The following is a 23,297-nucleotide window of genomic DNA, read 5'->3' on the forward strand; positions in this document are numbered from 1 at the left end:
CCTCCATGCTAGCCCAGGTGCGAAGCTATACCCTCTTCGGCCTGGACGCGGTTCCCGTCACCGTGGAGGTGGATGTTAGCCCCGGGCTTCCCAGCTACGCCCTGGTGGGGTTGCCGGACAAGGCGGTGGAGGAAAGCCGGGAGCGGGTCAGGGCCGCCCTAAAGAACTCGGGCTTCCCCTACCCCCAGGCCCGGGTGGTGGTGAACCTGGCCCCGGCGGAACTCCGTAAGGAAGGAAGCCACTTTGACCTGCCCATCGCCTTGGGGCTTCTGGCCGCCCAAGGGGTGGTGCCCCTGGAGGGCCTGGCGGGCCTGGCGGTGGCCGGGGAGCTGGGCCTGGATGGAACCCTGCGCCCGGTGCCCGGGGCGGTGAACCTGGCTTTGGGGGCCTTGGGCGAAGGGAAAAAGCTCCTCCTGCCCCTGGAAAGCGCCAAGGAGGCCGCCTTGGTGGAGGGGGTGGAGGTCTACGGGGTGGAAAACCTCCTTCAGGCGGTGGCCTACCTGAGGGGAGAAGAGGAGCCCAGGAGGGTGGAGCCCGACGATCCCGTGGCCGCCCTGGAGGCTTTGGACCTCCGGGACGTGAAGGGCCAGGCCAAGGCCAAAAGGGCCCTGGAGATCGCCGCCGCCGGTTACCACCACCTCCTTATGGTGGGAAGCCCGGGCTCGGGAAAAACTATGCTGGCTAGGCGCCTTCCCTTTCTGCTTCCCCCTTTGAGCCAGGAGGCCGCCCTCGAGGTAAGCCGCATCCACTCCGCCGCCGGGCAGATCCTTAAGGGCCTGGTGCGCACGCCCCCCTTCCGCGCCCCCCACCACACGGTGAGCTACGCGGGCCTCATCGGGGGCGGGGCCATCCCCAAGCCGGGGGAGGTTTCCCTGGCCCACCGGGGGGTGCTTTTCCTGGACGAGTTCCCCGAGTTTTCCCGGGATGCCCTGGAAGCCCTCCGCCAGCCCCTCGAGGACGGGGTGGTGACCGTCTCCCGGGCCAGGGCCAGCCTCACCTTCCCCGCCCGCTTCCTCCTGGTGGCGGCCATGAACCCCTGCCCCTGCGGCTGGTACGGGGACCCGGAGCGGGCCTGCACCTGCACCCCGGCAAGCCGCCAGCGCTACGTGGGGAAGATCTCCGGACCTCTCCTGGACCGGTTTGACCTGGTGGTGGAGGTGCCCCGCTTAACCCCAGCTGAGCTCGCCCGCGCCCCCGAAGGGGAAGGCACCGAGGCCGTGCGGGAAAGGGTCCTAAGGGCCCGGGAGAGGATGCTCGCCCGGCAGGGCAGGCCCAACGGGGAGCTTGCGGGAAAGGCCCTGAGGGAGCACGTACGCTTAACCTCGGGGGCGGAAAACCTCCTCCAGGCAGCGGCCAAGCGGATGCTCCTTTCCGCCAGGAGCTACGACCGCCTCCTCCGGGTAGCCCGCACCATCGCCGACCTGCAGGGAGCGGAGAGCGTGGAGGAAAACCACGTGGCCGAGGCCTTGGCCTACCGCAAGACCCTCTAGCCCACCTGGGCAGCAAGCCAGGGAACAAGGGCCTCCGCCGCCTCGAGGTTGGTGGCCAAGGGCACCCCGTGCACGTTGCACACCCGCATGAGGGCCTGCACGTCGGGCTCGTGGGGCTTGGGGGTGAGGGGATCCTGGAAGAAGAGCACGCAAAGCACCTTTCCCTCAGCCACCCTGGACCCGATCTGCATATCCCCTCCCAGGGGACCGGAAAGAACCCGCTCCACCTCGAGGCCGGTGGCCTCCTGGATGCGTTTCCCCGTGGTGCCCGTGGCCAGGAGGGGGAAGCGGGAAAGAAGCTCCCGGTGCCGTTGGCAAAAGGCCACCATATCGTCCTTCTTGGCATCGTGGGCGATAAGGGCCAAGGCCTTCATGGGACCATTGTATGCTCCTTTCCATGGAAGCCCTCACCTTCAAGGAGGCCCAGAGGCAGGTGGACGCCTGGATCAGCCAGTTCAAGGAAGGCTATTTCCCGCCTCTTCTCATGCTGGCCCGTCTGACGGAGGAGCTAGGGGAGGTGGCCCGGGTCCTGGCCCACCGCCATGGGAAGAAGCCCAAGCCAGGGGAGGAGGAAGGGGATCTGGCCATGGAGCTCGCCGACCTCCTCTTCGTCCTCATCTCCCTGGCCAACCGGGAGGGCATCGACCTGGAGGAAGCCTTCCTCAAGGCCATGGCCAAGTACCGGGACCGGGACGGGGAGCGCTGGACCCGGAAAGGGGGCTAGGATGGAGCGCCCCTTTTTGGAAGCCCAGGGCCTGCACAAGCGCTTCGGGGCCCTCGAGGCCGTCCTGGTGGGCTACTTGCTCTGGTCCTTCACCCTGCTTTCCTATAGCAGCCTCTCCTTCGGCCTCACCGAGGAGGCCCAGACGGGCACCCTGGAGCAGGTCTTCCTTACCCCCTATGGGCCGATTCCCCTTTTTCTGGTGCGGAACCTCTCCGGCCTCCTCATCCAGGGGCTCCTGGTCTTTCTCATCGCCTTGGTGCTCATGGCCCTAACGGGAGCCCGGCTTTCCTTCCATCCCGGAGTGGTTCTCCCCTTCCTGGCCGTTCTCCTGGGGGGGTATGGCCTCGGGTTTGCCATGGGAAGCCTGGCCCTTTTATACAAGCGCATCGGCCAGCTTCTGGGCCTTTCCCAGTTCCTCTTGCTCTTTCTCCTGCAAGCCCCGGGCCAGGGGCTTTTTCTCCTCTTGCCCATGGCCCCCGGGGCCGCCTTAGCCCGGAGCATGCTGGCGGAAGGAGCGCCCCTGGACCCCCTGTTCCTGCTTCTGGCCTTCCTGAACGGCTTCCTCTACCTGGGCCTGGGGCTTTTCCTCTTCAAACTGGCGGTACATCGGGCCAAGAAGCTGGGGCTTTTGCATGGCTACTAGGCTCGTCCTTCTCGCCTTGGGACCCGCCCTGGCCCTGGGCCTGGGGCGGTTCGCCTACGCCCTGGTCCTGCCCCTCATGCAAAACGCCTGGGGGCTTTCCTACGCCCAAGCGGGGATCCTGGGAAGCGCCAACACCCTGGGCTACCTGGTGGGGGCCTTTTTCAGCCACCGCCTCCTAGGCCGGGTGGGCTACCGGAAAGGGTTCTTTCTGGCCCTCTTCCTGCAGGGCCCCATCCTGGCCCTCACGGGGATGGAAAACCTCCCCCTGGTCTTCAGCCTGCGGTTTCTCCAGGGTTTTCTGGGTGCCCTGGTCTTCGTGGGAGGGGCGGCCCTCCTCATGGCCCTGGGCAGTTCCGGGCGAACCCTGGGGATCTACTACGGGGGCGTGGGCCTGGGGCTTCTTCTGGCCCCGTGGCTCCTATGGGGAGCCGCCGAGCCCACGGGGGCCTGGGCCAGGCTGGGCCTGTATAGCCTCCTGCTGGGCCTGCCCGCCCTCCTCGCCTGGCCTCTTCTGAAAGAACCCCCACCCCCCGTCCAGGGCGAGGGAAGCCTCTGGCCCATCCTTCCCCTACTCCTGGCCTACGGCCTTTACGGGGCGGGGTACATCGGCTACATGACCTTCGTGGCGGCGGTGGTGGGGGACTCCCTGGTCCTCTTCGGCCTCCTGGGCCTGGGAGCCCTTCTCACCGGACCCGTCTGGGGGCCCTGGGTGGAGCGGGTAGGGGGGAGAAAAGGGCTTTTCCACGTGCTTCTGGTGCTCTTCCTGGGAAGCCTTCCACCCCTGGCCCTGCACCTTTCCGCCCTTAGCGCCCTTCTCTTCGGCCTTTCCTTCCTGGGGGTGATCACCGCCCTCACCCAGGCCTTCCGCACCCTCCTTCCCCCTTCCGCCTGGCCCCGGGCCATGGGGCTTTCCACGGCCGCCTTCGCCCTAGGGCAGGCGGTGGGACCTGCCGTGGCCGGGTTCTTTGCGGAGATGGCGGGGCGGGGGGAGGGGGCGCTTTGGGCGGCCAGCGTCCTCCTCTTCCTGGCCCTCCTCCCCACCTGGTCCCGCCCTCAGAAACCGTAAAGGGCCCGGTACTTCTCCTCCAGGTAGGCCAAAAAGGGCCGGGCGCTGGGGGGCGTGCCGGTCACCCGCTCCACCAAGGCCTTGGGGCGGAAGCGGCTACCCTCGGCGTGGATGTTCTTACGGGTCCAATCCAAAAAGGCATGGAACTCCCCCCGCCGGAACTGGGCCTCGAGGTCCCCAAGCTCCTCCTGGGCCTTTTGGAAGAACTGGGCGGCGTAGAGGTTGCCCAGGGTGTAGGTGGGGAAGTAGCCGAAAAGCCCCCCAGACCAGTGCACGTCCTGCATCACCCCGTCCTTGTAGTCCTTGGGAGCCACCCCCAGGTAGGCCCGGTACCGTTCCGCCCAGGCCCCGGGGAGGTCCTCCAGGGCAAGCTCCCCCCGGAAGAGGGAAAGCTCCAGCTCCAGGCGCACCAGGATGTGGAGGTTATACGTGACCTCGTCCGCCTCCACCCGGATGAGGGAGGGCTCCACGGCGTTGATGGCCTGGTGGAAGTCCTCCAGGGCCACGTCCCGGAGGCTTGGGAAGTGCTCCTTGGCCCGGGGGAAAAACCGCTCCCAAAAGCCCAGGGAGCGGCCCACCAGGTTCTCCCAGGTGCGGCTTTGCGACTCGTGAACCCCCAGGGAGACCGCCTCCCCCCTTGGGGTCCCCCAGTGCTCCTTGGGCAGGCCCTGCTCGTAGAGGGCATGGCCCATCTCGTGCAGGGTGCCGAAGATGCCGGCGTTGAAGAAGTCCTCGAAGTAGCGGGTGGTGATGCGCACGTCCCCGGGCCCGATGGAGATCTCAAAGGGATGGGCAGTGGGGTCCAGGCGGCCCGCCTCGAGGTCGTAGCCGCAGGCGGCGAGAAGCTCGAGGGCAAAGGCCCTCTGGGCCTCCTTGGGATAGGAGCGGTGCAGGATGGTGGTGTCGGGTTTCCGGCCGCTACCCAGGATCCGGTCCAAAAGCCCCTGAAGCCCCTCCCTCAGCTGGGCGAAAAGGGGCAGAAGCTCCCCCGAGCGCATCCCCGGTTCAAACCCGTCCAGAAGGGCATCGTAAACCTCCCCATAGGGAGGGTCCCCGGGAGCCACGGGAAGGCCGTAGAGGATCTCCGCCTTCTCCTTGGTGAGGGCGAACACCCGGCGCAAGTAGGGCAAGAACCCCTGCCAGTCGTCCCTGGGACGGGCTTCCTCCCAGTAGCTTTCCGCCTCGCTTTGCGCCTGGGCCAGCTCCACCGCAAGCCGCTCGGGAATGGCCCGGGCACGCTCGTAGGCCTGCCGCCACTCCCGGACGTTGACCGCCGCATCGGATAGGGGATCCTGCACCAGGTGGGAGCCCTCCACCGCCGAAAGCCACTCCCCAATCCTGGGGTCGGTGGCCCGCTGGTGGAGGAGGCGGGCCAGGGCGGCCATCTGCCTCGCCCGGTGCTCGTGCCCCTTCTTCGGGATCATGGTGCGCTGGTCCCAAGCCGCCAGGGCCCCCAGGGAGGCCAGGTAGGCGGTTTCCCTTTGGAACTCCAAAAGCTGCTGATAAGCCGCTTCAGGTTTCACGGAAGCATCTTACCGTTCGATTGCCCGCCTCGGACCACCGCCAGGCGGTGAGGTAGCCCACCCCCTGCCGACAGGCCTGGTAGAAACGCTCCATCGCAACCGATGCCAAGGAAAACGGCAGCAGTTGGCAACCCCGTGAAACTCCCGAGCCATCCTTTTTGACGATACCAACCGCCCAAGGGAAGGGGAAAGCCTCTCGCGCCAGGCTTAAGGCCTTTGCAGAACCTCGCACCTGGGAACGGCACCCCTGGCCCGTTGCCGGCAACCCAGGGTTTGGGCCTTAAAATGCCTCCATGTGGACTTTTTTTGCCCTGCTCCTCGGCCTAGCGGTGGGCTCCTTCCTGAACGTGGTCATCCACCGCCTGCCCAAAGGGGAGTCCATCGTCTTCCCACCTTCCCGCTGCCCCGCCTGCGGGCATCGCCTAGCCCCTTGGGACCTGGTACCCGTGCTCTCCTACCTGGCCCTTAAGGGGCGGTGCCGCTATTGCAACGACCCCATATCCCCCCGCTATCCCCTGGTGGAGGCCCTCACCGGGCTGCTTTTTGCCCTGGCTTCCCTCTTCTACCCTCCCTCGGCCCAGGCTTTCCTCACCTTCGCCTTCCTGGCCCTCCTGGTGGCCCTTTCCTTCATAGACCTGGACACCTTTGAGCTTCCCGATTCCCTCACCTACGGCCTCCTCTTCCTGGGGCTCCTTTCCGCCTACCTCCTTTCCTTCCCCCGCCCCTTTGCCGAGGCCCTGGACGGGGCCTTGATCGCCGCCGGGGTCCTGGGGCTGGTGGCGGGGTATGGGGGGCTTTTCCTGAGGCGCTTCCGCGAGGCCAGGGCGGAGGTGCCCGTGGGACCCCACCAGGTGCACATGGCGGCCCTTTTCGGTGCCCTCCTGGGCCCGGGGGTGGGCATGGCCCTGGCCTTCCTCACCTGGGCCCTTTCGGGGCGCACGGGAAAACCCGTGGTGCTTCCCGACCGAATTACCCTTCCCCTCTTGCCCTTGGCCTGGATCCTGGCCCCCTACCTGGGGGCCGAGCTCCTAAGCACCTTGAAAGGGTCCTTCCTGGCCGCAGGGGGGTTGGCCCTGGCAGGGGGGCTTTACTGGGCCTTCAAACCCGTAAACGAGGTAAATGAGGTAAACAAGGAGGCGGAGGAAACCGATCCCGTGGCCATGGGCTACGGGGATGTGAAGCTTTTGGGGGCGCTGGGAGCCTGGCTTGGGCTTTATAGCCTCCTGGCCCTGTTCCTGGGGGTCTTCGCCGGAGCCCTGGTGGGCCTGGCTTTCCGGCAACGGAAAATCCCCTTCGGCCCCTACTTGGCCTTAGGAGGTGGGGTGGCCTTCTTCTTCGGGGAAACCCTGTGGCAGATGTACATGTCCTGGCTAGGGCTATAGTGGGGAGGATGGCGGTGGACCTTCTTCCCATCCTGGCCCAAAGGCGAAGCGTGCGCCGCTTTAAGCCGGTGCCCATACCCGAGGAAGACTTAGAGAAGCTCCTATTCGCCCTGCAGAGAGCCCCCACCGACGCCAGCGCCCAACTGTATAGCGCCATCCGGATCACGGACCCCGGGCTCAGGGAAAAGGTGGCCCAGCTTTCCGGTAACCAGGAGCACATCCGCCAGGCAGCGGAATTCTTCGTTTTCCTGGCAGACATCCATCGCCTGGAGAGGCTTCTCGCCCACCGGGGGGAAAGGATGGCCTTCTGGCCCAAAACCGCCTTGCACTTTGCCCTCTTGGATGCAGGGCTTGCCGCCAGCTACCTGGCCCTTACCGCCGAGGCCCTGGGCTACGGGGTCTGCTTCATCGGAGGGGTGCTGAACGGGGTGGAGGAGCTCATCAACCTCCTGGAGCTTCCCAGGGGGGTCATCCCCGCGGTGGGCCTGGCGGTGGGCGTTCCGGATGAGGAAGGCCCTCCCAGGCCCCGGCTTCCGAGGAGCCTGGTGGTGCACGAAAACCGGTACCGGCCCTACAGCCCGGAAGACCTCGAGGCCGCCTTCCAGGCCATGGCCCCCTATAGCCGGGTGGGGGACTGGGGAAGGGTCTTGAGGCGGTACTTCGCCCAAGGGGGAACCATGGAGGAGAGGGAAAAACCCTACGGCCGGGCCCTGGCCCGTCAGGGCCTGGATCCCGACCTTCCCCCCGGTACCCCCTTCTACTCCCTGGGTGCCCTGCTGGCGGAGGCTCTGGGGGAAGCCCGGGCCGTCCTTTTCCGCAAGGGGGAGGCCTGGCTGGAGCGGGAAACCGAAGCCTTCCGAGGGGAAGGAAGCCCGGGGGAGGCCCTCCTCACTGCCCTAAGGAAGGCCCGGGGGGAGATGAAGGACTGGCCCTGAACCCAGGCGCGGCCTACCTCAAGGCCTCCTGCACCACCCGCCGGGCACCCCGGTAGGCCTTCTGGTAGAAGGGAGCCTCGAGGCTCTCGATCACCACCCGGCTCCCGTAGCTGCTGGCGTGGGCGAAGACCCCCCGGCCTAGGTAAAGGCCCACGTGGTCGACGTCCTTTCCCCCAAAGCTGAAGAAGACCAGGTCCCCCGGGCGCAAGGACTCGACAGCGGGAAAGGCCTGAAACTGCTCCCGGGTGGTGCGGGGTAGGGCTATGCCCAGCTCGGCGTAGACCTGGGCTACAAAGGCTGAGCAGTCCACGGAGGTGGGCGAGTTGGCCCCGTACTTGTAGGGCACCCCCAGATAGCGGAGGACGATCTTGAGAAGCGGGCTTTCCGGGTCGTAATCCTCGCCCACCCCCAGGGGGGATTCCCCCGGGTCACGGGTATGGCCTCCACCCTGGGACGAGGGAGGGGACTCCGGGGAGGTTTTCCCCCTGGATCCATCCTCCCCCCTGGGGGCCGGGATCCTCAGGGTCTGGCCCACCTTAAGCCCCGGCGTGGAAAGCCCGTTGAGGCGCATGAGCTCCTCCACCGTGGTCCCATAGCGGCGCGCCAGGGAGAAGAGGGTATCCCCGGGGGCCACCACGTGGATGCGCTCCCCCCCTTGGGGAAGCCTGAGCACCTGCCCCGGCCGGATGAGAAAGGTATCCAGGCCATTGAGGCGCATGAGCTCCTCCACCGTGGTGCCGTAGCGCCGGGCGATGGAGAACAGGGTATCCCCTGGGGCCACGGTGTGCGATAGGGCAGGCCCTTCCAAAGAGCCCCCTGGGGAAGAGCCCACCTGGGCCAGGGCCGAGGGGAAAAGAACCCATAGAACCACCAGGGCCAACCTGCGGGGCATGGCCCCATTCTACAGGAAGCGCCCCTTGGCCTTTTCCCGGGGGTGTGCTACAATCCCGGAAGGCGGGGGCCGTTAGCTCAACTGGCAGAGCACCGGTCTCCAAAACCGGGGGTTGGAGGTTCGAGTCCTTCACGGCCCGCCACGCCAGCCCAAAGGGCTAGGTTTAAGGCCCCTCGAGGGCCTTTTTTAAATCCTTCCGCCTGCCATGCAGGATTACCAGGTGCTCATCGTGGGGGCGGGCTTTGCGGGAAGCGAGGCCGCCTACCGCTTAGCGCAAAGGGGGGTGCGGGTGGGCCTCCTCACCCAGAGCCTGGACTCGGTGATGATGCCCTTTTTGCCCCCAATGCCCCCTTTCCCGGAAGGGAGCCTCCTGGCCCAGGCCTACGACCCGGCCGATCCCCGGCTTTGGGCCTTCCACGCCCGGGCCAAGTACCTCCTGGAAAACCAGCCCAACCTGCATCTCTTCCAGGCCACCGCCACGGAACTCCTCCTCGAGGGGAAAAGGGTGGTGGGGGTGGGCACGTGGGAGGGCCCCCCGGCCAGGGCCTTCCATGTGGTGCTGGCGGTGGGAAGCTTTCTCGGGGCCAGGCTCCGCATGGGCGAGGTGGAGGAGGAGGCGGGCCGGCTCTCCGAGGCCAGCTACCCGGACCTCTTCCTCCACCTCCAGGCCCTGGGCTTCCGCTTCCTGAAACGGGAAAGGGAGGTACCCCAAACCCCGGGAACCCCTGGCTACACCGTCAGCTACCACGCCTTCCATCCGGAGGAATGGGAGGAGACTACCTTCCGTCTAACCAGGCTCGAAGGGCTTTACGCCGTGGGCCTTTGCGTGCGGGAAGGGGAGTATGCCCTCATGAGCCAAGAAGGCCTGCGCCTGGCGGAGCACCTTCTCCATGAGCTTGGGTAGGGGTTTTTCCCCCGGATCCACAAGCTGTTCCCTTCGGGAAGCCGCCCCTTCCCCATCCCAAGGAGCCACGTACACCCCCACCCGTAGCCTGCGGTGGGTGAGGGTGTGGTGCACCTCCCCGGCGAAGCGGGGGTCCACCCCAAAGCTTCGCACCCTCCGGGGAAGTTCCTCCTGGGGAAAGAGGGGCACCCCGTAAAGCCCGGCGAAACGCCCTTCCAGCCTCTCCAGGTAAACCCCTTCCCTCCCCCAAAGGACCAGGGCCGCCAGGGCTTCCTCCCGCACTTTTCGCCTCCTGGCCCCTGGGTAACGCCCCGGGTCCACCCGCCCCTGGCACAAAGGGGCGACGGGGCACTCCGAGCAAAGGGGCCTCCGGGGTAGGCACACCGTGGCCCCCAGGTCCATGAGGGCTTGGTTCCACTCCCCCGGGGCTTCCCCTTGGGGCAGGAGGCCTTGGGCCAGGTTTCGAAGCATCCTGGGGGCAGGGTTTTCCAGGGCAAAAACCCGGGAAAGCACCCGCCTCACGTTACCGTCCACCGCCGCTACCCTTTCCCCAAAGGCCAGGGAGGCCACCGCCGCCGCCGTGTACGGACCCAGGCCGGGAAGCTTAAGAAGCTCGGCGTAGCTTCGGGGCAGGGCCTCCACCTCCTGGGCCAGGAGGTGGAGGTGAAGGGCCCGGCGGTAGTAGCCCGCTCCCTGCCAGGCCTTAAGCACCTCCTCCAAGGAAGCCTCCCGCAAGGCCTTTAGGGTAGGGAAACGGGCAAGGAAGCGGTGGTAGTAGGGGATGGCCTGGGCGGTGCGGGTTTGTTGGAGGAGTACCTCGGCCACCAGGATGCGGTAGGGATCCTTCTCCCCCCGCCAGGGAAGGGAGCGGGGGTTTTCCCGGTACCAGGCGAGCAGAGCTTCCTGAAACTTCTCCATGCTCAGTGGACCCCGAAAAGCCTTCGGTGCTCCACCATGAGACAACGATCAGCCACCACGGGAATGCCCGCTTCCTTTAACGCCTCTTCAAAGCCTGGATGGCGGATGCCGGTCTGCAGCCACGCCAGGCCCGGCCTCAGGGCCAAGACCTCCGGCAGGTGGGCCAAGAGGGCCTCCGGAGGGCGGAAGACATCCAGGATATCCACGGGCTCGGCGATCTCCTTCAGGCTCGCCACCACCCGCATCCCGAAAAGCTCTTCCCCGGCAAAGCGGGGGTTAACAGGCAGGATGCGGTACCCCTTCTCCCAGAGGTACCGGGGCACGTAGTGGGCGGGGCGGGAAGGATCCTTGTGGGCCCCGAGAACGGCGATGCTCCGGGCCTTTTCCAGGTAGGCCTTGAGCTCCAGGTCGGTCATGGCCGGTAGTCCAGGGGCCTCAGGTAAAACTCCCCGATGGCCGTGGAGGAAAGGAGGGCCACGGTGGGAAGGGCCCGCTTCCAGTGGGTGCGGTTTACCCGCTCCTTAACCCGCCCTATCTCCTCCAGGGTGTAGCCCAGGCTCTCTATGTAGGCATCGGGGTAGCCCTTCAGATAATGCTCCAGGATGACATCCGCCCGGAGGTAGCGCACCCCCAGGTCCCCCTCGTCCGTCTGGCCCGGGATGAGATCCGCGGTGGGGACCTTCTCCACCACCGCCTGCGGCACCCCGAGAAAGCGGGCCAAGCCCCAGACCTGGGTCTTGTAGAGGTCCCCCAAGGGGTTCACGGGGGGGGTGTCGTCCCCGTGCCAGGTGAAGTAGCCGAAAAGCCTTTCCGTCTTGTTGCCCGTGCCCAGGGGCAAGGCCTGGTAGGCCTGGGATTTGTCAAAGAGCACCATCATCCGCGCCCGGGCCATGAGGTTGCCCTTGCGGTGGGGGGTGAGGTCCGGGGTCATGGCGGCATAGCCCTCCACCATGGGGGTAATGTCCACCTCCTCCAGGTCCACCCCGAAGGTTTCCGCCACCAGGTAGGCGTGCTCCCGGGAAAGGGGGCTGGAGTCCCGGTGGGGAAGGAAAAGGGCATGGACTTGCTTCCGCCCCAGGGCCCGCACCGCCAGGGCCAAGGTGGTGGCGGAGTCCACCCCTCCGGATACCGCCACGATGGCCTTCTCGTAGCCCCGCCAGGCCAGCTCCTCCCGGATAAAGCGGGTGAGGAAGTCCGCCACCAGGGGCCAGTTGAGCTCCAGGCTTTCCTGGGCTTTGGGCGCCTGAACGATCCTCATCCTCCCCCCTTTCCAAGAACCCTCTCCAGGTCCGGGAGAAGAAGGGGAAGGGCCGCCTCGAGGTCCGAAAGCAGGGGGCTATCGTAGCGCACCGGGGGAATGCGCCCGGGGTCCAGGTCGAAGAGCAAAGCCGCCTCCTCAAAGAGGGGGGCCTCGGCCAGAATCCTCCCTTCGGGCCCCACCGCCAGGCTTCCCCCGCTCATCCCCTTCCCCCCCTCAAACCCCACCAGGCTGGAGAGCACCACGTACACCCCGTGCTCCGCCGCCACCGCCCGGGCCAGGGTTCGCCAGCGCTCCACGTTCTCCGGGCGTTCCCCCTGGAAGCCCCTGGCCGGGCTTGCCGCCGGCACGTAGATGGCCTCCGCCCCATCCAAGGCGGCAATGGCCGCGGTGATGGAGTGCCAGAAGTCCTCGCAGATGAGGATGGCCACCCGGCCGAAACGGGTGTTAAAGGCCTCCACCCGCCTGCCCCGGGCCAGGTAGCGCTCCTCGTCAAAAACCCCGTAGGTGGGCAGGAAGACCTTGCGGTGCACGTGAACCACGCGGTGGGGAAGCTCGAGGTAGGCGGCGCTGTTGTAATAGGCCCCCTCATCCCGCTCATAGAAGCCCACCACCACGTCCAAAAGCCCCTCCCACCCCACGGCCCGGTGCACCCCTGAAAGGAGCTCCAAAAGCTCGTGGCGGGTCAGGGCCAGTTCCCGCACCCCTCCCTGCAGGAAATACCCGGTCAGGGCGGCCTCGGGAAGGACCACCACCTCGGGGGCATGGGGACGGAGGGCCTCGAGGCGCTCCGCCAAGCGGGCCAGGTTCTCCTTAACCCTGGCCTTCTCCGGACGAAACTGCAAGATGGCGTGCCGGATCACGGATCTAGCCTACACCCCCATGAACCGTAGCGTTGGGCTCCAGGTAAAGCCTGGGGTCCGCCTCCGGGAAGGGGTTATCCCGCTCCTCCAGGGCCTTAAGCTCCTCGGGGGAAACCCCCCGGAGGAGCTGAAAGAAGGCCTCGGCATGCCCCTGGTAGCGTTCCTTGGCGTACCCCGCCGCCTGGGCGGTATCGATGAGGAAGGGCCAGTCGGAGGCCTCGAGGAGCAACAGCTCCCGCATGGCCTGCTGGAGCACCCTGGAGGGCAGGTTGCCGTGGCGCACCGCCTCCCGCATGGCCCCTTCCGCCCGGTACACCGTGCGCCAGTAGTCCCAGGTGGCCTCGTTGAGCCAGACCCTGTGGTCCCCACCCCGGCCCCAGGAACCCTCGGGCAAGGCGGAGCGCACCGCCTTGCCCTGGATCGCTTCCTTCGCCGTCACCGCCTGCACTCCCCTCCTTTGGGCCAGAATCCTCAGCACCTCCTCCAGCCAGGCCACCCCCTCGTACCACCAGTGGCCGAAGAGCTCGGCGTCGTAGGGAGCCAGGATGACCCCATCCGGGTGCTCCCGGGAGAGCCGCTCCACCAAATCCACGAAGTGAACGGCATGCTCCTTCACCTTGAGAAAGGCCGCCTCGGGGTCGTAGGGCGCCTTGGCCGAGAGGTCCGCCTGGCGGTGGGTCACCCGCCAGTGGTGGAGGCCGGAGATGGGGTCCTTGCGGTGGAACTCCCGGTAAAGCCCCTCCCCCGGGTAGCCATAGTCGGCGCTCCAGACCTGCAAGGAGGTCTCCAGGTTGCGGGCCAAAACCCTCAGGCCCGACTCCAGCTCGTGGACGTAGTAGGTGGCCTCAGCGCTTTCCACCGGACCCAAGGAGGCCTCCCCGTAAGGGGAAAGGGGCCTTCCCCCCTGGACCAGGTGGGCGTCCACGAAGGTGTAACGGATCCCCGCCCGCATGAGGAACTCGTCCACCCCGGGCCTGACCCCTTCCGGAGCCCCCTCCACAGGGGGCTTCCAGGGACCCCTGGGCCGGTAGGCCATCTCGGGAAGCCAGTAGCCCGTGGGATCCTTGGCGAAGTGGCGGCGGTAGGTGATCACCCCGGTTTTGATCTGGGCCCAAAGGGCCTCGTCGTAGCCCAAAAGGGGGGAGTAGCCGTGGGTGGCGCTGGAGGTGAGAAGCTCCACCTGGCCCCGGTCCTGGGCCCGGCGGAAGGCGGCAAGGAGGTCCCCCCTCAGGTGGTGGAAATGATCCAGGGTAAGTTCCCAAAAGGCCACCTGGTGGCGGGCGCTGGCCTCGAGGTCCGTCCCCTGGTAACGGAGATAATCCCCCTGGGCCCGCTCCAGCCGATCCCTGGCATACGCCCAAAAGCCTTCCCTCACCCTGGCGTCGGCCAGCTGCTCCGCCAGGATGGGGGTGATCCCCAAGGTAAAACGGGCCTCCACCCCTTCGGCATAAAGCCGCTCCAGGAGCCTAAGAAGCGGCAGATAGGTTTCCGCCATGGCCTCGTAGAGGGTTTCCTCCCCAAAGGGCCACATCCCGTGGGAGCGCACGTAGGGGAGGTGGGCGTGGAGGACCAGGGCAAAGCGCGCCATGGGTCTAGCGTACCACGGTGCCTTCCCCGGCCAGGGCCCGCCTTATGGGGTCTTCCACCCGGGCATCGGCGAAAATGACCCGCTTCACTCCCCCCTTCACCGCCTCCACCGCCCCCATCACCTTCCGCTTCATCCGCCCCTGGGCCAGGGAAAGGTACTCGGGGTCCTCCACCCTATCCACGGGAATTTCCCGCACCAGGCTGGCCTCGTCGGGGTAACGGGCCAGAAGGCCCGGCACGTTGGAGAGGTACACCAGGGCCTCCGCCTGGTAGACGGTGGCGAGAAGGGCCGCCACCTGGTCCCCGTCGGTATTGATGGCCTCCCCCTCGTAGCTGATGGCGGGAGGGGTGATGACCGGGAGATACCCAGCCCCAAGGAGAAGGTCCAATAGATCCCGGTTCACCCGCTCCACGGTGCCCGTGTAGTCCCCGCGGTGGATCTTGATCTTGCCGTCTTCCACATACTTCACCGCGGTCTTGCGGCGGCCCTCCAGAAGCCTTCCATCCAGCCCGGAAAGCCCCAGGGCATTGGCCCCTTCCCTTTGCAAAAGCTCCACCAGGCGCTTGTTCACCAGGCCGCAGTAGACCATCTCAAAGATCTCCAGGGTCCTGCGGTCGGTGAGGCGGCTCACCTGTCCCCCGGGGTGGGTGAGGAACCGGGGCGGGTGACCCAGGGCCTCCGCCACCTTGTTGGTTTCGGCGCTCCCCCCGTGGACCAAAAGAAGCCTCACCCCCTCCTTCCACAAGGAGGCGGCATCCCTGGCCACCGCCTCGTAGTTGATGCCCTCGGCACCCCCTACCTTGACCACGATCACGGCAACCCCCTTGCACCTACGGGTGCAGTCCCGGGAAATCCAGGCCCAGGGTCTCGGGCCAGCCCATGCGGATGTTTAGGGCTTGTAGGGCGTGCCCGGCGGTGCCCTTCACCAGGTTGTCGATGGCGGTCATCACCACCAGCCTCCCCGTGTCCTCCTCCAGCTCAAAGCCGATGTCCGCATAGTTGGTGCCCTGGACGAAGCGGGGGTCGGGATAGCGGTGAATGCCCTTTTTCTGCTTGACGATACGGATAAAAGGCTCACCCCCATAGGCCTCCCGGTACGCCTGCCAGACATCCCGCTCGCTCCAGCCATCCTGCAAAAAGGCCTGGGCGGTCATGAGGATGCCCCGCACCCGGTCGGTGGCGATGGCGGTGAGGTACACCTCAGGCTTTCCCGGGAGGTTCTCCACCACCTCGGCGGTGTGGCGGTGGCCCGTGGGCTTGTAGACCCGGATGGAGCCGGCCCGCTCGGGATGGTGGCTGGCAGGGCTGGGCTCAGCCCCCGCCGCCGAGGTGGAGATGAGGAGGGTGACGAAGATGGGTCCGGGCTTCAGCACCCCCCCTTTAAGGAGGGGGTACAGGCCCAGGAGCGTGGCGGTGGCGTTGCACCCGGCCCCCGCCATCCAGTCCGCTTCCTTAAGCCTCTCCCGGTAAAGCTCGGGCAGGGCGTAGACAAAGCGGCCGAGAAGCTCGGGCCTGGGATGCTCCCCGTAGTACTTGCGGTAGAGGTCCAGGTCCTTAAGCCGGAAGTCCGCGGAAAGGTCGATGAGGATGGGGGCTAGATCCGCATAGCGATCGAACTCCTGGGCGAAGACCCCGTGGGGCAGGGAAAGCACCAGGATGTCGGCGGGCTCCAGTTTCTCCGGGGGGATGAACTTCAGGTTGGTCCTCCCCCTCAGGTTGGGATGGACGAAGGCCACGGGCTCGCCAGCGAAGCGCCTCGAGGTTACCTGCTTCACCTCGAGGTAAGGGTGGGAAAGAGCCAGGCGCAAAAACTCCCCTCCCGCATACCCCGAGGCCCCCACGATGGACACGGTTTTTTTCTCGGCGCTCATGAAGCCGTCCTCCCTTGCTCCCACGTGTACCGGAGGATCTCCCCCGGGATATCCACCCCCGTGGTGTGCACGGAGTTCTTGAACTCCATGGTGTGGTTCACCTCGTTCACCAAAAGGCCCCGCTCGGACTCAAAGAGGTCGATGGCCACCACCCCACCCCCCACCGCCTGGGCCGCCCGCACGGAAAGCTCCGCGATCTCCGGGGTTACGGGGCAGTTTTCCGCCTGCCCTCCCCGGGCGGTGTTGGTGATCCAGTGCTGGCTCCTCCGGTAGATGGCGGCGATGGCCCTATCCCCCACCACGAAGACCCGTATGTCCCGCCCCGGCTTCCTCACGTACTCCTGCAGGTAAAGGAGCTGGTGCTGAAACCCCCCCAGAACCTCCTTGTGCTCCAGGATGGCCTCGGCGGCCTCCCGGTCGGTGATCTTGGCGAGAAGCCTTCCCCAGCTTCCAATCACCGGCTTCAGCACCACGGGATAGCCCCATTCCTCCATGAGCTTCAGGGCTTCCTCCGCGTCGGTGAGGAGGGCCGTTCTGGGCTGAGGCAGGCCATGGCGTTCCAGAGCCACGCTGGTGGCCCACTTGTCCCCGCAGGTTTCCATGACCTCGGGCCGGTTCACCACGGGGATGCCCAAGGCGGTGAGGTAACGGGCCACGGCCAGGCCCCGGGTCTGGCTTACGCAGCGTTCCAGGGCCACCGTGACCCCTTCCAACTCCTTAGGCCTCTCCCCCAGGACCATGCGCAAGGCGGGAACGTAGACCTTCCTGTAGGGAATGCCCAGGGCCTCAGCCCTCTCAAAGAGCATCTTCTCGTCGGGGCGGATGCGGTCGTACAGGATGGCCAGCATGGCGATGGCTCTTCCCCTTCCAGGAATCCCCGGACCGGGCTGAAGCCCGGCCCAGGGCCTCGAGGCTCCCTACCCTAAGGGGATGGCCTCACTCTCCCCAGTCCTCCGCCTCCTCCGGGGCGGGCTCCAGGCGAAGGGGGTCCAGCCCCACCACCTCCAGCTCCGCGCCGCAGTCCTCGCACACCACAAGTTCCCCCAACTCGGGGTTTGCCAGGGTCAGCTCCGCACCGCATTCAGGGCAAGTGGCTACCATTCCTCGTCCTCCTCGTCCACTTCACTCCAGTCAGGGACAAACCGAAAGCCGCACTCCGGGCACTCCACCTCTTGGCCTCGATCCTCCTCGGATACCTCGAAGGTATAGCCGCAACGGGGGCAGTCCACGAAGAAGGCCTCGAGGCCCTCCTCCGTCACCTCCACCTCAAGAGGATCCAGGGAGACCACCTCCAGAAAGGCCCCGCAAGCCTCGCACTCCAGCACGTCCCCTACTTCCAGGGTCTCCACGTCCTCGGCCAGCACCACGCTGGCCTCGCCGCACACCGGGCAGGTGATCTCCAGATCCTCCATAGGCCTAGTTTACTCCCCCGGGAAGCGGCCATACTTCTTGTAGTAGTCCAGCAGGGAACCCTCCCTCAAAGCCTCCAACAGGAAGGGCGGCGGGGGACGAAGGGCAAAGCGCTCTCCTCCCCGCACCAGAACCCCCGTTTCCAGATCCAGCTCCACCCTATCCCCGTCCTCTAGCGCATCCACCACCTCCTCCGATTCGAAGGGAATGATCCCCAGGTTCACCAGGTTGCGGAAGAAGATGCGGGCGTAGCTCTTGGCAATGACCGCCTGGATGCCCAGCTTGCGCAGGGCCTCTGGGGCGTACTCCCGGCTACTGCCAAGCCCGGCATTCCTTCCGAAAACCAGGATGTCCCCGGGTTTCACCTCCTTGGCAAACTCGGGCCGCAGGTGGGCGAAGGCGAAGGTGTGGAACCGGTCCTCCCCCACCATGAAAGGCGCGTACTTGCCGGGAAGGATGTCGTCGGTGTTGATGTGGTCGCCAAACTTCCAAACCCTAGGCATGGGCTTCCTCCTGGGACAAAGGGGCTAGGTCCTCGGGAGTGGCGATATACCCGGCCACGGCGCTGGCCGCCGCCACGCGGGGGCTTGCCAGGTAGATCTCGGCATCGGGAGCCCCCATGCGCCCCCGGAAGTTGCGGTTGCTGGTGGACACGCACACCTCTCCCGGGGCCAAAACCCCCATGTGCCGCCCCATGCAAGGACCGCACCCAGGGGTGCCGATGGTGGCCCCAGCCTCCAGCAGGGTGAGAAGGGTGCCATCCCGGGTGGCTTCCTCCAAAACCTGGGAGCTTGCGGGAATCACCAAAAGGCGCACCCCGGGGGCCACCTTCCTCCCCTTTAGCACCTCGGCGGCGGCCCTCAGGTCCTCGATGCGCCCATTGGTGCAGGTGCCGATGAACACCTGGTCCACCCGCTTGCCTCGGACGGCGGCCACCTCCTGCACGTTGTCCACGTGGAAGGGTACGGAAACCCTAGGGGAGAGGGTGGAAAGGTCGATCTCCACCTCCCGGGCATACTGGGCGTCGGGGTCGGGGTAGAGCCACTCGGGCACCCGGTAAAGATCCAGGATCTCCCCCGAGGGCACCACCAGCCCCGCCTTGGCCCCAGCCTCCACGGTGAGGTTGGCCAGGGTCATGCGCTCGCCCCGGCTCAAGGACTCCGCCCCGTCCAGGAGGTGGATCTCCACCGCCATATAGGTGGCGCCCTCGGCGGTGAGGAGGCGCACCATCTCAAGGGCCGCGTCCTTGGCGGTGACCCCCTTGGGAAGCTTCCCCCGGAAGGTCACCTTGACGCTTTCCGGCACCCTGAACCAGGTGCGGCCGCTGGCGGCGGCCAAGGCGATATCCGTGGCCCCCATGCCCGTGCCGAAGGCCCCCACCGCCCCGTAGGTGGTGGAGTGGGAATCCGACCCCACCACGATCCAGCCCGGCTGGGCCAGGCCCTCCTCGATGAGCACCTGGTGGCACACGCCTCTTCCCACGTCAAAGACCCGGATGCCGTGCTTCCTTCCCCATTCCCGGATCTCCTTCTGGGCCTTGGCCACCTCGAGGTTGGCCGCTGGGGCCACGTGGTCGATGACGATGGAAACCCTTTCCGGGTACCGGGGGGTAGCCCCCAGATACTCCAGGCGCTTGAAGAAGCTCCCGGCGATGGAGTCCACCACCATCACCTGGTCCACCTCCACCACCACCAGCTCCCCGGCCCGCACCTCCCTTCCCGCCTTCCTGGAAAGTATCTTTTCCGCCAAGGTCATGCCCATGCCCGCCTCCTATACTGAGGATATGAAGCGCTACTGGATCCGGGTCTATCCCGACCCTGAAGAACCTGGGGTCTGGCTGGCCGAGGTCCCCGCGGTATACGGGGTGCGCTCAGACGGGGATAGCCGTGAAGAGGCCATCCGCAACGTGCAAGAAGCCCTCGAGGCCATGCTGGAAGCCTTGAAGGCCAAAGGCCTTCCCATCCCCGAGGCCGAGGAGGAATGGGTAGAGGTGCAAGTGGATGCCGCCTAGACCCGAGGAGGTCCTGCGCAAGTTGAAGCGCCTGGGCTTCGAGGAGGTGGGTGGCAAAGGAAGTCACAGGGTCCTTATCCACCCCGACGGCCGGCGCACGGTAGTCCCCTTTCACCGCAAGGAACTTAAAAGGGGCACCTTCCTGGGCATCCTTAAGGACGTAGGCCTCACCGAGGAGGAATTCCGGAACCTTTAGCCTCATGCCGTGATCCACTCCCTCAGGATGCGGTCCAGCTCCTCGAGGGTCAGCTGACCCTTATCCGCCAGGGCCTTGATGTGCTGGGTGATGCGGGCAAGCTCCTCCTCCCCGTAATGCAGGCCAAGCTCCTCCGCCCGCGCCTTGATGGCGTGCCGGCCCGTGAGCCTGGAGACGATGATGAGCTTGCGCTTCACCCCAAAGACCTCCGGCGGATAGGGCTCGTAGGACTCGGGGTTGATGTAGATGGCCTTAAGGTGCATCCCAGCCTTATGGCTGAAGGCGGTCTCCCCGGTGATGTAGTTGTTGAAGGGGATCTCCACCCCCACCATCCGGGCCACCATGCGGTCCAGCTCGGGGAGCATCTCCAGCTTGTACTTCCGGCGCACGTACTCGGGTTGCAAGGTGTACATGCGGGCCAGGAAACCCCCTAGAGGGGTGATCCCGTTCCTCTCCCCGATCCCCAGGATACTGGTGTCCACATGGGTGGCCCCAGCCTCTATAGCCTCAAAGGCATTGGCGATGGCGCAGCCCGTGTCATTGTGCCCGTGGAACTCAATGTCCACGCGCGGGCCCACCACCCGCCTGACCTCCCGCACCAGGGCGAAGACCTGCCTGGGGGTGGCGATGCCCACGGTATCCGCCAGACCCACCCGGTCCACATAAGGGGCAACGGCCTGATAGATCTGCAAAAGGTCGTGCTCATCGGAGCGGAAGGTATCCTCGGCGGAGAAGCGTACCTCCACGTGGGGGGCCTTCTCCCGGATAAAGCTGATCACCTCTCGGGCCTCCTCGATGATCCGGGGAATATCCCGTCCGTGGGCAGCCCTGAGGTACTTGCTGGTACCGAAAAGGAGGTCTATGCCCTGCACCCCGGTCTCCAGGGCCACCTTGGCCGCCTCCAGCCGGGTCTGGATGTGGGTCACCACCTTGGCCTTGAGGCCCAAGGAAGCCAGGACCTCCGCATCCTTGCGGGACTGGGGAGAGGCCATGGGGGTAGTGACCTCGATGTACTCCACGCCGAACTCGTCCAGGGCCTTGGCGATCTCGATCTTGTCCTGGGTGGAAAAGTTGGCCCTTTCAAACTGCTCGCCCTCCCTTAAGGTGGAATCTATAATCTTCCATTCCCGCATGCGCTCCTCCCAAAAAAGAAAACCGGCCCGAACTCGGGCCGGGGGATAAGGAACCCTCTGGGGCTACCCTACCCCCCGGCGGCCGAGTTTTTTCTCCAGGGCCAGCATCTTGCCTGTAAGGGTATACGAAACCCTCCCTTTTGTCAACGCCCAAACCGCCTCTCGCGGGCCTGGTAGCTCCTTAGAGCCCTCAAGAAGTCGATCTTTCGGAACTCCGGCCAGAGCACGTCGGCGAAGTAGAACTCGGAGTAGGCCGACTGCCAAAGGAGGAAGCCGGAAAGCCGGATCTCCCCCGAGGTGCGGATGATGAAGTCGGGATCGGGAAGGCCCGCGGTGTAGAGGTGGCGGGCGATGTCCTCAGGGGTAAGCCTTTCCGCAAGTTCCTTGGGGGAAAGGCCTCTTTCCCAAGCCTCCAGAAGGAGCCTTTTCACCGCATCCACGATCTCCTCCCGCCCCCCGTAGCCCAAGGCGATGTTCAGCACCATGCCCTGGTGGTGCCGGGTGCGCTCCTCAAGGCGCTCCATCGCCCGAAGCACCTCCTCGGAAAAGCCCTCCCTCCGCCCGATGACCCGCACCTGAACCTGATGCTCCAGGACGCGGTGGTCCTCCGCCATCCGCTCGGCCTCCCGCACGAAGAGGCGCATGAGCTCCTCCACCTCCTCCGGAGGGCGCTTGAAGTTGTCCGTGGAGAAGACCCAGACCGTCACCGTCCGGATGCCCATCTCCAGGCACCATTCCAGAACCTCGTAGGCCTTCTGGACCCCGAACTCGTGCCCCTTCACGGGGGATAGGCCCAAGGCCCTGGCGTAACGGCGGTTCCCATCCAGGATGAGGCCCAGGTGCCTGGGCATGGGCCCCCTCCTCACCTCCTTGAGGAGGCGCCGCTCGTAAAGCCAGTAGAGGGGTCGGGAGAGGGAAAGGAGGCGGCGGACCATACCCTTTCCACCCTAAGCCGGGAGGATGAGAAAGGAAAGGCCCAAAGCCAACTACCGGTAAAGCTCCCGGGCGATGATATAGCGCTGGATCTCCGAGGTGCCCTCGTAGATCTCCGTCACCTTGGCGTCGCGGTAGTAGCGCTCCACCCGGTAATCCCGGTGGTAGCCGTAGCCCCCCAAGACCTGCACCGCCTCCCGGGTCACCTCCACCGCCACGCTACTGGCGAAGAGCTTGGCGGTGCTGGCCTCGAGGGTGAACCGCTCCCCGGAATCCTTTTTCCTGGCAGCCTCCAACACCAAGGCCCGGGCGGCAGCGATTTTCACGTGCATGTCGGCGATCTTGAAGGCGATGGCCTGGTGTTCCCGGAGCTTCCTGCCGAACTGCTCCCTCTCATCGGCATAGGCCTTGGCGATCTCAAAGGCCCCTCGGGCGATGCCCACCGCCTGGGCCGCCACCCCGACCCTGCCCGAATCCAGGCCCGCCAGAGCGTAGGCCAAGCCCCTTCCCTCCTCGCCCAGAAGGTTTTCCTCGGGCACGAAGACCTCCTCGAGGCGAACCTCGGCGGTGTGGGCAGCGTGGAGGCCCATCTTCGCCTCCGGAGGACCAAAGGAGAGACCGGGGGTGCCCTTCTCCACCAGGAAGGCGCTGATGCCCTTCTCACTCCTGGCCATGACCACGTAGAGGTGGGCCTGGCCTGCGGAGGTGATCCAGCTTTTCAGACCGTTCAGCACGAAACCCCCGGGCACCCTCCTGGCCTCCGTGCGGATGCTGGCGGCATCGGAACCCGCCTGGGGCTCGGTGAGGCAGAAGGCCCCGATCCACTCCCCCCGGGCCAGGGGCACCAGGTACTTTCTTTTTTGCGCCTCGGTGCCGAAGCGAAGCAGCATGTACTGGGGAAGGCCGCTGGTCACCGAAAGCACCACGGCCACGCTGGGATCGGCGGCGGCGATCTCCTCGAGGGCCAAGGCCCAGGTCACGGAGTCCAGGCCCGCTCCCCCCCACTCCTCCGGAGTGGTCATGCCCAAAAAGCCCAGCTCCGCCAAAGCCTTCAGCTGGGGCCAGGGATATTCCCCCTTCCGGTCGTACTCTGGGGCCAGAGGGTAAAGAACCTCCTTGGCCACCTGGCGCACGGTGTCCAGCACCAACTTTTGTTCGGGGGTAGTCACCATCTTCCTTATCGTAACACTGCAGGTATGCAGGAAAACGTCATATACAATCCGCAACCGTTCCTCTACCCCTCCCATCGAGGAATGAACCCGGACAGACACATGTGAGACGCTGAATGGGATAAAAAGATGGGGAACCGACCCGAGAGAGGAGGTTCCCCATATGCAGCTTACCACGGTTGGCCGAGCGATATGGAAAGGAGCTAGCCAAGGGGCAAGACTGGCCGAGGCCGGGGCAGGCGACCCGGATGTCCAGGAACGCCTGCGCAAGGTGAAGTTGGTGAAAGCCCTGCGGGAGGGCAAGAGGAGGTGGGAGGAGATTCAGGAGCTTTTGGGCATCAGCCGGGCCACCTACTACCGCTGGGAAAGGGCCTTGAGGGAGAAGGGG

At 65.9% G+C, this 23,297-nt stretch carries 28 protein-coding genes and 1 tRNA gene; 11 read left to right on the forward strand and 18 right to left on the reverse strand.

Features of this window, described 5'->3' with window-relative positions; genetic code table 11:
- Positions 1-5 precede the first annotated feature (5 nt).
- Complete coding sequence (locus tag G584_RS0111640; protein ID WP_028494729.1) at positions 6-1,490, forward strand: YifB family Mg chelatase-like AAA ATPase; 1,485 nt, start codon at positions 6-8, stop codon at positions 1,488-1,490.
- Here the strand turns inward: G584_RS0111640 and mgsA are convergent.
- Positions 1,487-1,864 (reverse strand): methylglyoxal synthase, encoded by a 378-nt coding sequence (gene mgsA / locus G584_RS0111645; protein WP_028494730.1) that lies wholly within the window; start codon positions 1,862-1,864, stop codon positions 1,487-1,489. The genes G584_RS0111640 and mgsA overlap by 4 nt on opposite strands.
- 23 nt (positions 1,865-1,887) lie before the next feature.
- Here mgsA and G584_RS0111650 point away from each other — a divergent pair, with 23 nt between their 5' ends.
- Genes G584_RS0111650 through G584_RS0111660 form a run of 3 tightly spaced genes read left to right on the forward strand, consistent with a single transcriptional unit; the run spans position 1,888 to position 3,923 of the window.
- Positions 1,888-2,214 carry a nucleotide pyrophosphohydrolase gene (locus G584_RS0111650; RefSeq protein ID WP_028494731.1) on the forward strand — a complete coding sequence of 109 codons (327 nt, stop codon included), beginning with the start codon at positions 1,888-1,890 and terminating at the stop codon, positions 2,212-2,214.
- 1 nt (position 2,215) lies between these two features.
- On the forward strand, positions 2,216-2,857 hold the full coding sequence (locus G584_RS12315; RefSeq protein WP_245563408.1) for an ABC transporter permease: 642 nt from the start codon (positions 2,216-2,218) through the stop codon (positions 2,855-2,857).
- Positions 2,847-3,923 carry a YbfB/YjiJ family MFS transporter gene (locus G584_RS0111660; protein ID WP_028494732.1) on the forward strand — a complete coding sequence of 359 codons (1,077 nt, stop codon included), beginning with the start codon at positions 2,847-2,849 and terminating at the stop codon, positions 3,921-3,923. The genes G584_RS12315 and G584_RS0111660 overlap by 11 nt, the downstream gene beginning before the upstream one ends.
- Here G584_RS0111660 and G584_RS0111665 read toward each other — a convergent pair.
- Positions 3,911-5,446 carry a carboxypeptidase M32 gene (locus tag G584_RS0111665; RefSeq protein WP_028494733.1) on the reverse strand — a complete coding sequence of 512 codons (1,536 nt, stop codon included), beginning with the start codon at positions 5,444-5,446 and terminating at the stop codon, positions 3,911-3,913. The genes G584_RS0111660 and G584_RS0111665 overlap by 13 nt on opposite strands.
- Positions 5,447-5,739: 293 nt before the next feature.
- Here G584_RS0111665 and G584_RS0111670 point away from each other — a divergent pair, with 293 nt between their 5' ends.
- Together G584_RS0111670 and G584_RS0111675 are read left to right on the forward strand one after the other, a co-directional pair.
- Positions 5,740-6,828, forward strand: a complete 1,089-nt coding sequence (locus G584_RS0111670; RefSeq protein ID WP_028494734.1) for a prepilin peptidase — start codon at positions 5,740-5,742, stop codon at positions 6,826-6,828.
- Positions 6,829-6,836: 8 nt separating this feature from the next.
- Complete coding sequence (locus tag G584_RS0111675) at positions 6,837-7,763, forward strand: nitroreductase family protein (RefSeq protein ID WP_038051218.1); 927 nt, start codon at positions 6,837-6,839, stop codon at positions 7,761-7,763.
- Positions 7,764-7,776: 13 nt separating this feature from the next.
- On the opposite strand, the gene G584_RS0111680 is transcribed toward G584_RS0111675, so the two are convergent.
- Complete coding sequence (locus G584_RS0111680) at positions 7,777-8,655, reverse strand: C40 family peptidase (RefSeq protein ID WP_028494736.1); 879 nt, start codon at positions 8,653-8,655, stop codon at positions 7,777-7,779.
- A 66-nt stretch (positions 8,656-8,721) separates the two neighbouring features.
- Here G584_RS0111680 and G584_RS0111685 point away from each other — a divergent pair.
- Both G584_RS0111685 and G584_RS12580 read left to right on the forward strand, forming a co-directional pair.
- A tRNA-Trp gene (locus tag G584_RS0111685) sits at positions 8,722-8,797 on the forward strand.
- A 63-nt stretch (positions 8,798-8,860) separates the two neighbouring features.
- Positions 8,861-9,559 (forward strand): FAD-dependent oxidoreductase, encoded by a 699-nt coding sequence (locus tag G584_RS12580; protein ID WP_028494737.1) that lies wholly within the window; start codon positions 8,861-8,863, stop codon positions 9,557-9,559.
- Here the strand turns inward: G584_RS12580 and G584_RS0111695 are convergent.
- The 12 genes from G584_RS0111695 to G584_RS0111750 all read right to left on the reverse strand — a co-directional run bounded on the left by G584_RS0111695 (position 9,443) and on the right by G584_RS0111750 (position 19,228).
- Positions 9,443-10,477, reverse strand: a complete 1,035-nt coding sequence (locus tag G584_RS0111695) for an A/G-specific adenine glycosylase (RefSeq protein WP_028494738.1) — start codon at positions 10,475-10,477, stop codon at positions 9,443-9,445. The two genes, G584_RS12580 and G584_RS0111695, sit on opposite strands and share 117 nt — an antisense overlap.
- A 2-nt stretch (positions 10,478-10,479) precedes the next feature.
- Positions 10,480-10,893, reverse strand: a complete 414-nt coding sequence (locus G584_RS0111700) for a CoA-binding protein (RefSeq protein ID WP_028494739.1) — start codon at positions 10,891-10,893, stop codon at positions 10,480-10,482.
- Positions 10,890-11,735 carry an NAD+ synthase gene (locus G584_RS0111705; protein ID WP_028494740.1) on the reverse strand — a complete coding sequence of 282 codons (846 nt, stop codon included), beginning with the start codon at positions 11,733-11,735 and terminating at the stop codon, positions 10,890-10,892. The genes G584_RS0111700 and G584_RS0111705 overlap by 4 nt, the downstream gene beginning before the upstream one ends.
- On the reverse strand, positions 11,732-12,598 hold the full coding sequence (locus G584_RS0111710) for a nitrilase-related carbon-nitrogen hydrolase (RefSeq protein WP_028494741.1): 867 nt from the start codon (positions 12,596-12,598) through the stop codon (positions 11,732-11,734). The genes G584_RS0111705 and G584_RS0111710 overlap by 4 nt, the downstream gene beginning before the upstream one ends.
- A 4-nt stretch (positions 12,599-12,602) precedes the next feature.
- Positions 12,603-14,186, reverse strand: coding sequence for a 1,4-alpha-glucan branching protein (locus tag G584_RS0111715; RefSeq protein ID WP_028494742.1), 1,584 nt, complete (start codon positions 14,184-14,186; stop codon positions 12,603-12,605).
- Positions 14,187-14,190: 4 nt separating this feature from the next.
- Positions 14,191-15,000, reverse strand: a complete 810-nt coding sequence (locus tag G584_RS0111720; RefSeq protein ID WP_028494743.1) for a [LysW]-aminoadipate kinase — start codon at positions 14,998-15,000, stop codon at positions 14,191-14,193.
- A 16-nt stretch (positions 15,001-15,016) separates the two neighbouring features.
- A complete protein-coding gene (argC, locus tag G584_RS0111725; protein WP_038051220.1) occupies positions 15,017-16,057 on the reverse strand; it encodes an N-acetyl-gamma-glutamyl-phosphate reductase in 1,041 nt (346 codons plus the stop codon).
- Complete coding sequence (gene lysX / locus G584_RS0111730) at positions 16,054-16,905, reverse strand: lysine biosynthesis protein LysX (protein WP_028494745.1); 852 nt, start codon at positions 16,903-16,905, stop codon at positions 16,054-16,056. Before lysX ends, argC begins: the two co-directional genes overlap by 4 nt.
- A gap of 88 nt (positions 16,906-16,993) precedes the next feature.
- Entirely contained in the window at positions 16,994-17,158 is a 165-nt protein-coding gene (gene lysW, locus G584_RS0111735) for a lysine biosynthesis protein LysW (RefSeq protein WP_015716121.1), read from the reverse strand.
- Complete coding sequence (locus G584_RS0111740) at positions 17,152-17,469, reverse strand: paraquat-inducible protein A (RefSeq protein ID WP_019550470.1); 318 nt, start codon at positions 17,467-17,469, stop codon at positions 17,152-17,154. The genes lysW and G584_RS0111740 overlap by 7 nt, the downstream gene beginning before the upstream one ends.
- Before the next feature lie 9 nt (positions 17,470-17,478).
- Entirely contained in the window at positions 17,479-17,970 is a 492-nt protein-coding gene (locus G584_RS0111745; RefSeq protein WP_028494746.1) for a LeuD/DmdB family oxidoreductase small subunit, read from the reverse strand.
- Positions 17,963-19,228, reverse strand: a complete 1,266-nt coding sequence (locus tag G584_RS0111750) for a 3-isopropylmalate dehydratase large subunit (RefSeq protein WP_028494747.1) — start codon at positions 19,226-19,228, stop codon at positions 17,963-17,965. Before G584_RS0111750 ends, G584_RS0111745 begins: the two co-directional genes overlap by 8 nt.
- Before the next feature lie 22 nt (positions 19,229-19,250).
- Here G584_RS0111750 and G584_RS0111755 point away from each other — a divergent pair, with 22 nt between their 5' ends.
- Both G584_RS0111755 and G584_RS0111760 read left to right on the forward strand, forming a co-directional pair.
- Positions 19,251-19,478, forward strand: coding sequence for a type II toxin-antitoxin system HicB family antitoxin (locus G584_RS0111755; protein WP_028494748.1), 228 nt, complete (start codon positions 19,251-19,253; stop codon positions 19,476-19,478).
- Positions 19,468-19,674: a type II toxin-antitoxin system HicA family toxin gene (locus tag G584_RS0111760; protein ID WP_028494749.1), complete on the forward strand. Its 207-nt coding sequence runs from the start codon at positions 19,468-19,470 to the stop codon at positions 19,672-19,674. Before G584_RS0111755 ends, G584_RS0111760 begins: the two co-directional genes overlap by 11 nt.
- A 2-nt stretch (positions 19,675-19,676) precedes the next feature.
- On the opposite strand, the gene lysS is transcribed toward G584_RS0111760, so the two are convergent.
- The 3 genes from lysS to G584_RS0111775 form a co-directional block, all read right to left on the reverse strand.
- Entirely contained in the window at positions 19,677-20,807 is a 1,131-nt protein-coding gene (gene lysS / locus G584_RS0111765) for a homocitrate synthase (protein WP_028494750.1), read from the reverse strand.
- Between the two features lie 143 nt (positions 20,808-20,950).
- Positions 20,951-21,742 carry an isoprenyl transferase gene (locus tag G584_RS0111770; RefSeq protein ID WP_028494751.1) on the reverse strand — a complete coding sequence of 264 codons (792 nt, stop codon included), beginning with the start codon at positions 21,740-21,742 and terminating at the stop codon, positions 20,951-20,953.
- A gap of 51 nt (positions 21,743-21,793) precedes the next feature.
- Positions 21,794-22,912, reverse strand: a complete 1,119-nt coding sequence (locus G584_RS0111775; RefSeq protein WP_028494752.1) for an acyl-CoA dehydrogenase family protein — start codon at positions 22,910-22,912, stop codon at positions 21,794-21,796.
- Between the two features lie 160 nt (positions 22,913-23,072).
- Here G584_RS0111775 and G584_RS12320 point away from each other — a divergent pair.
- Positions 23,073-23,297 (forward strand): helix-turn-helix domain-containing protein (locus G584_RS12320; protein WP_038051222.1); only part of this gene is annotated, 225 nt, incomplete at its 3' end.

Source organism: Thermus antranikianii DSM 12462 (assembly GCF_000423905.1).
Taxonomy (GTDB): domain Bacteria; phylum Deinococcota; class Deinococci; order Deinococcales; family Thermaceae; genus Thermus; species Thermus antranikianii.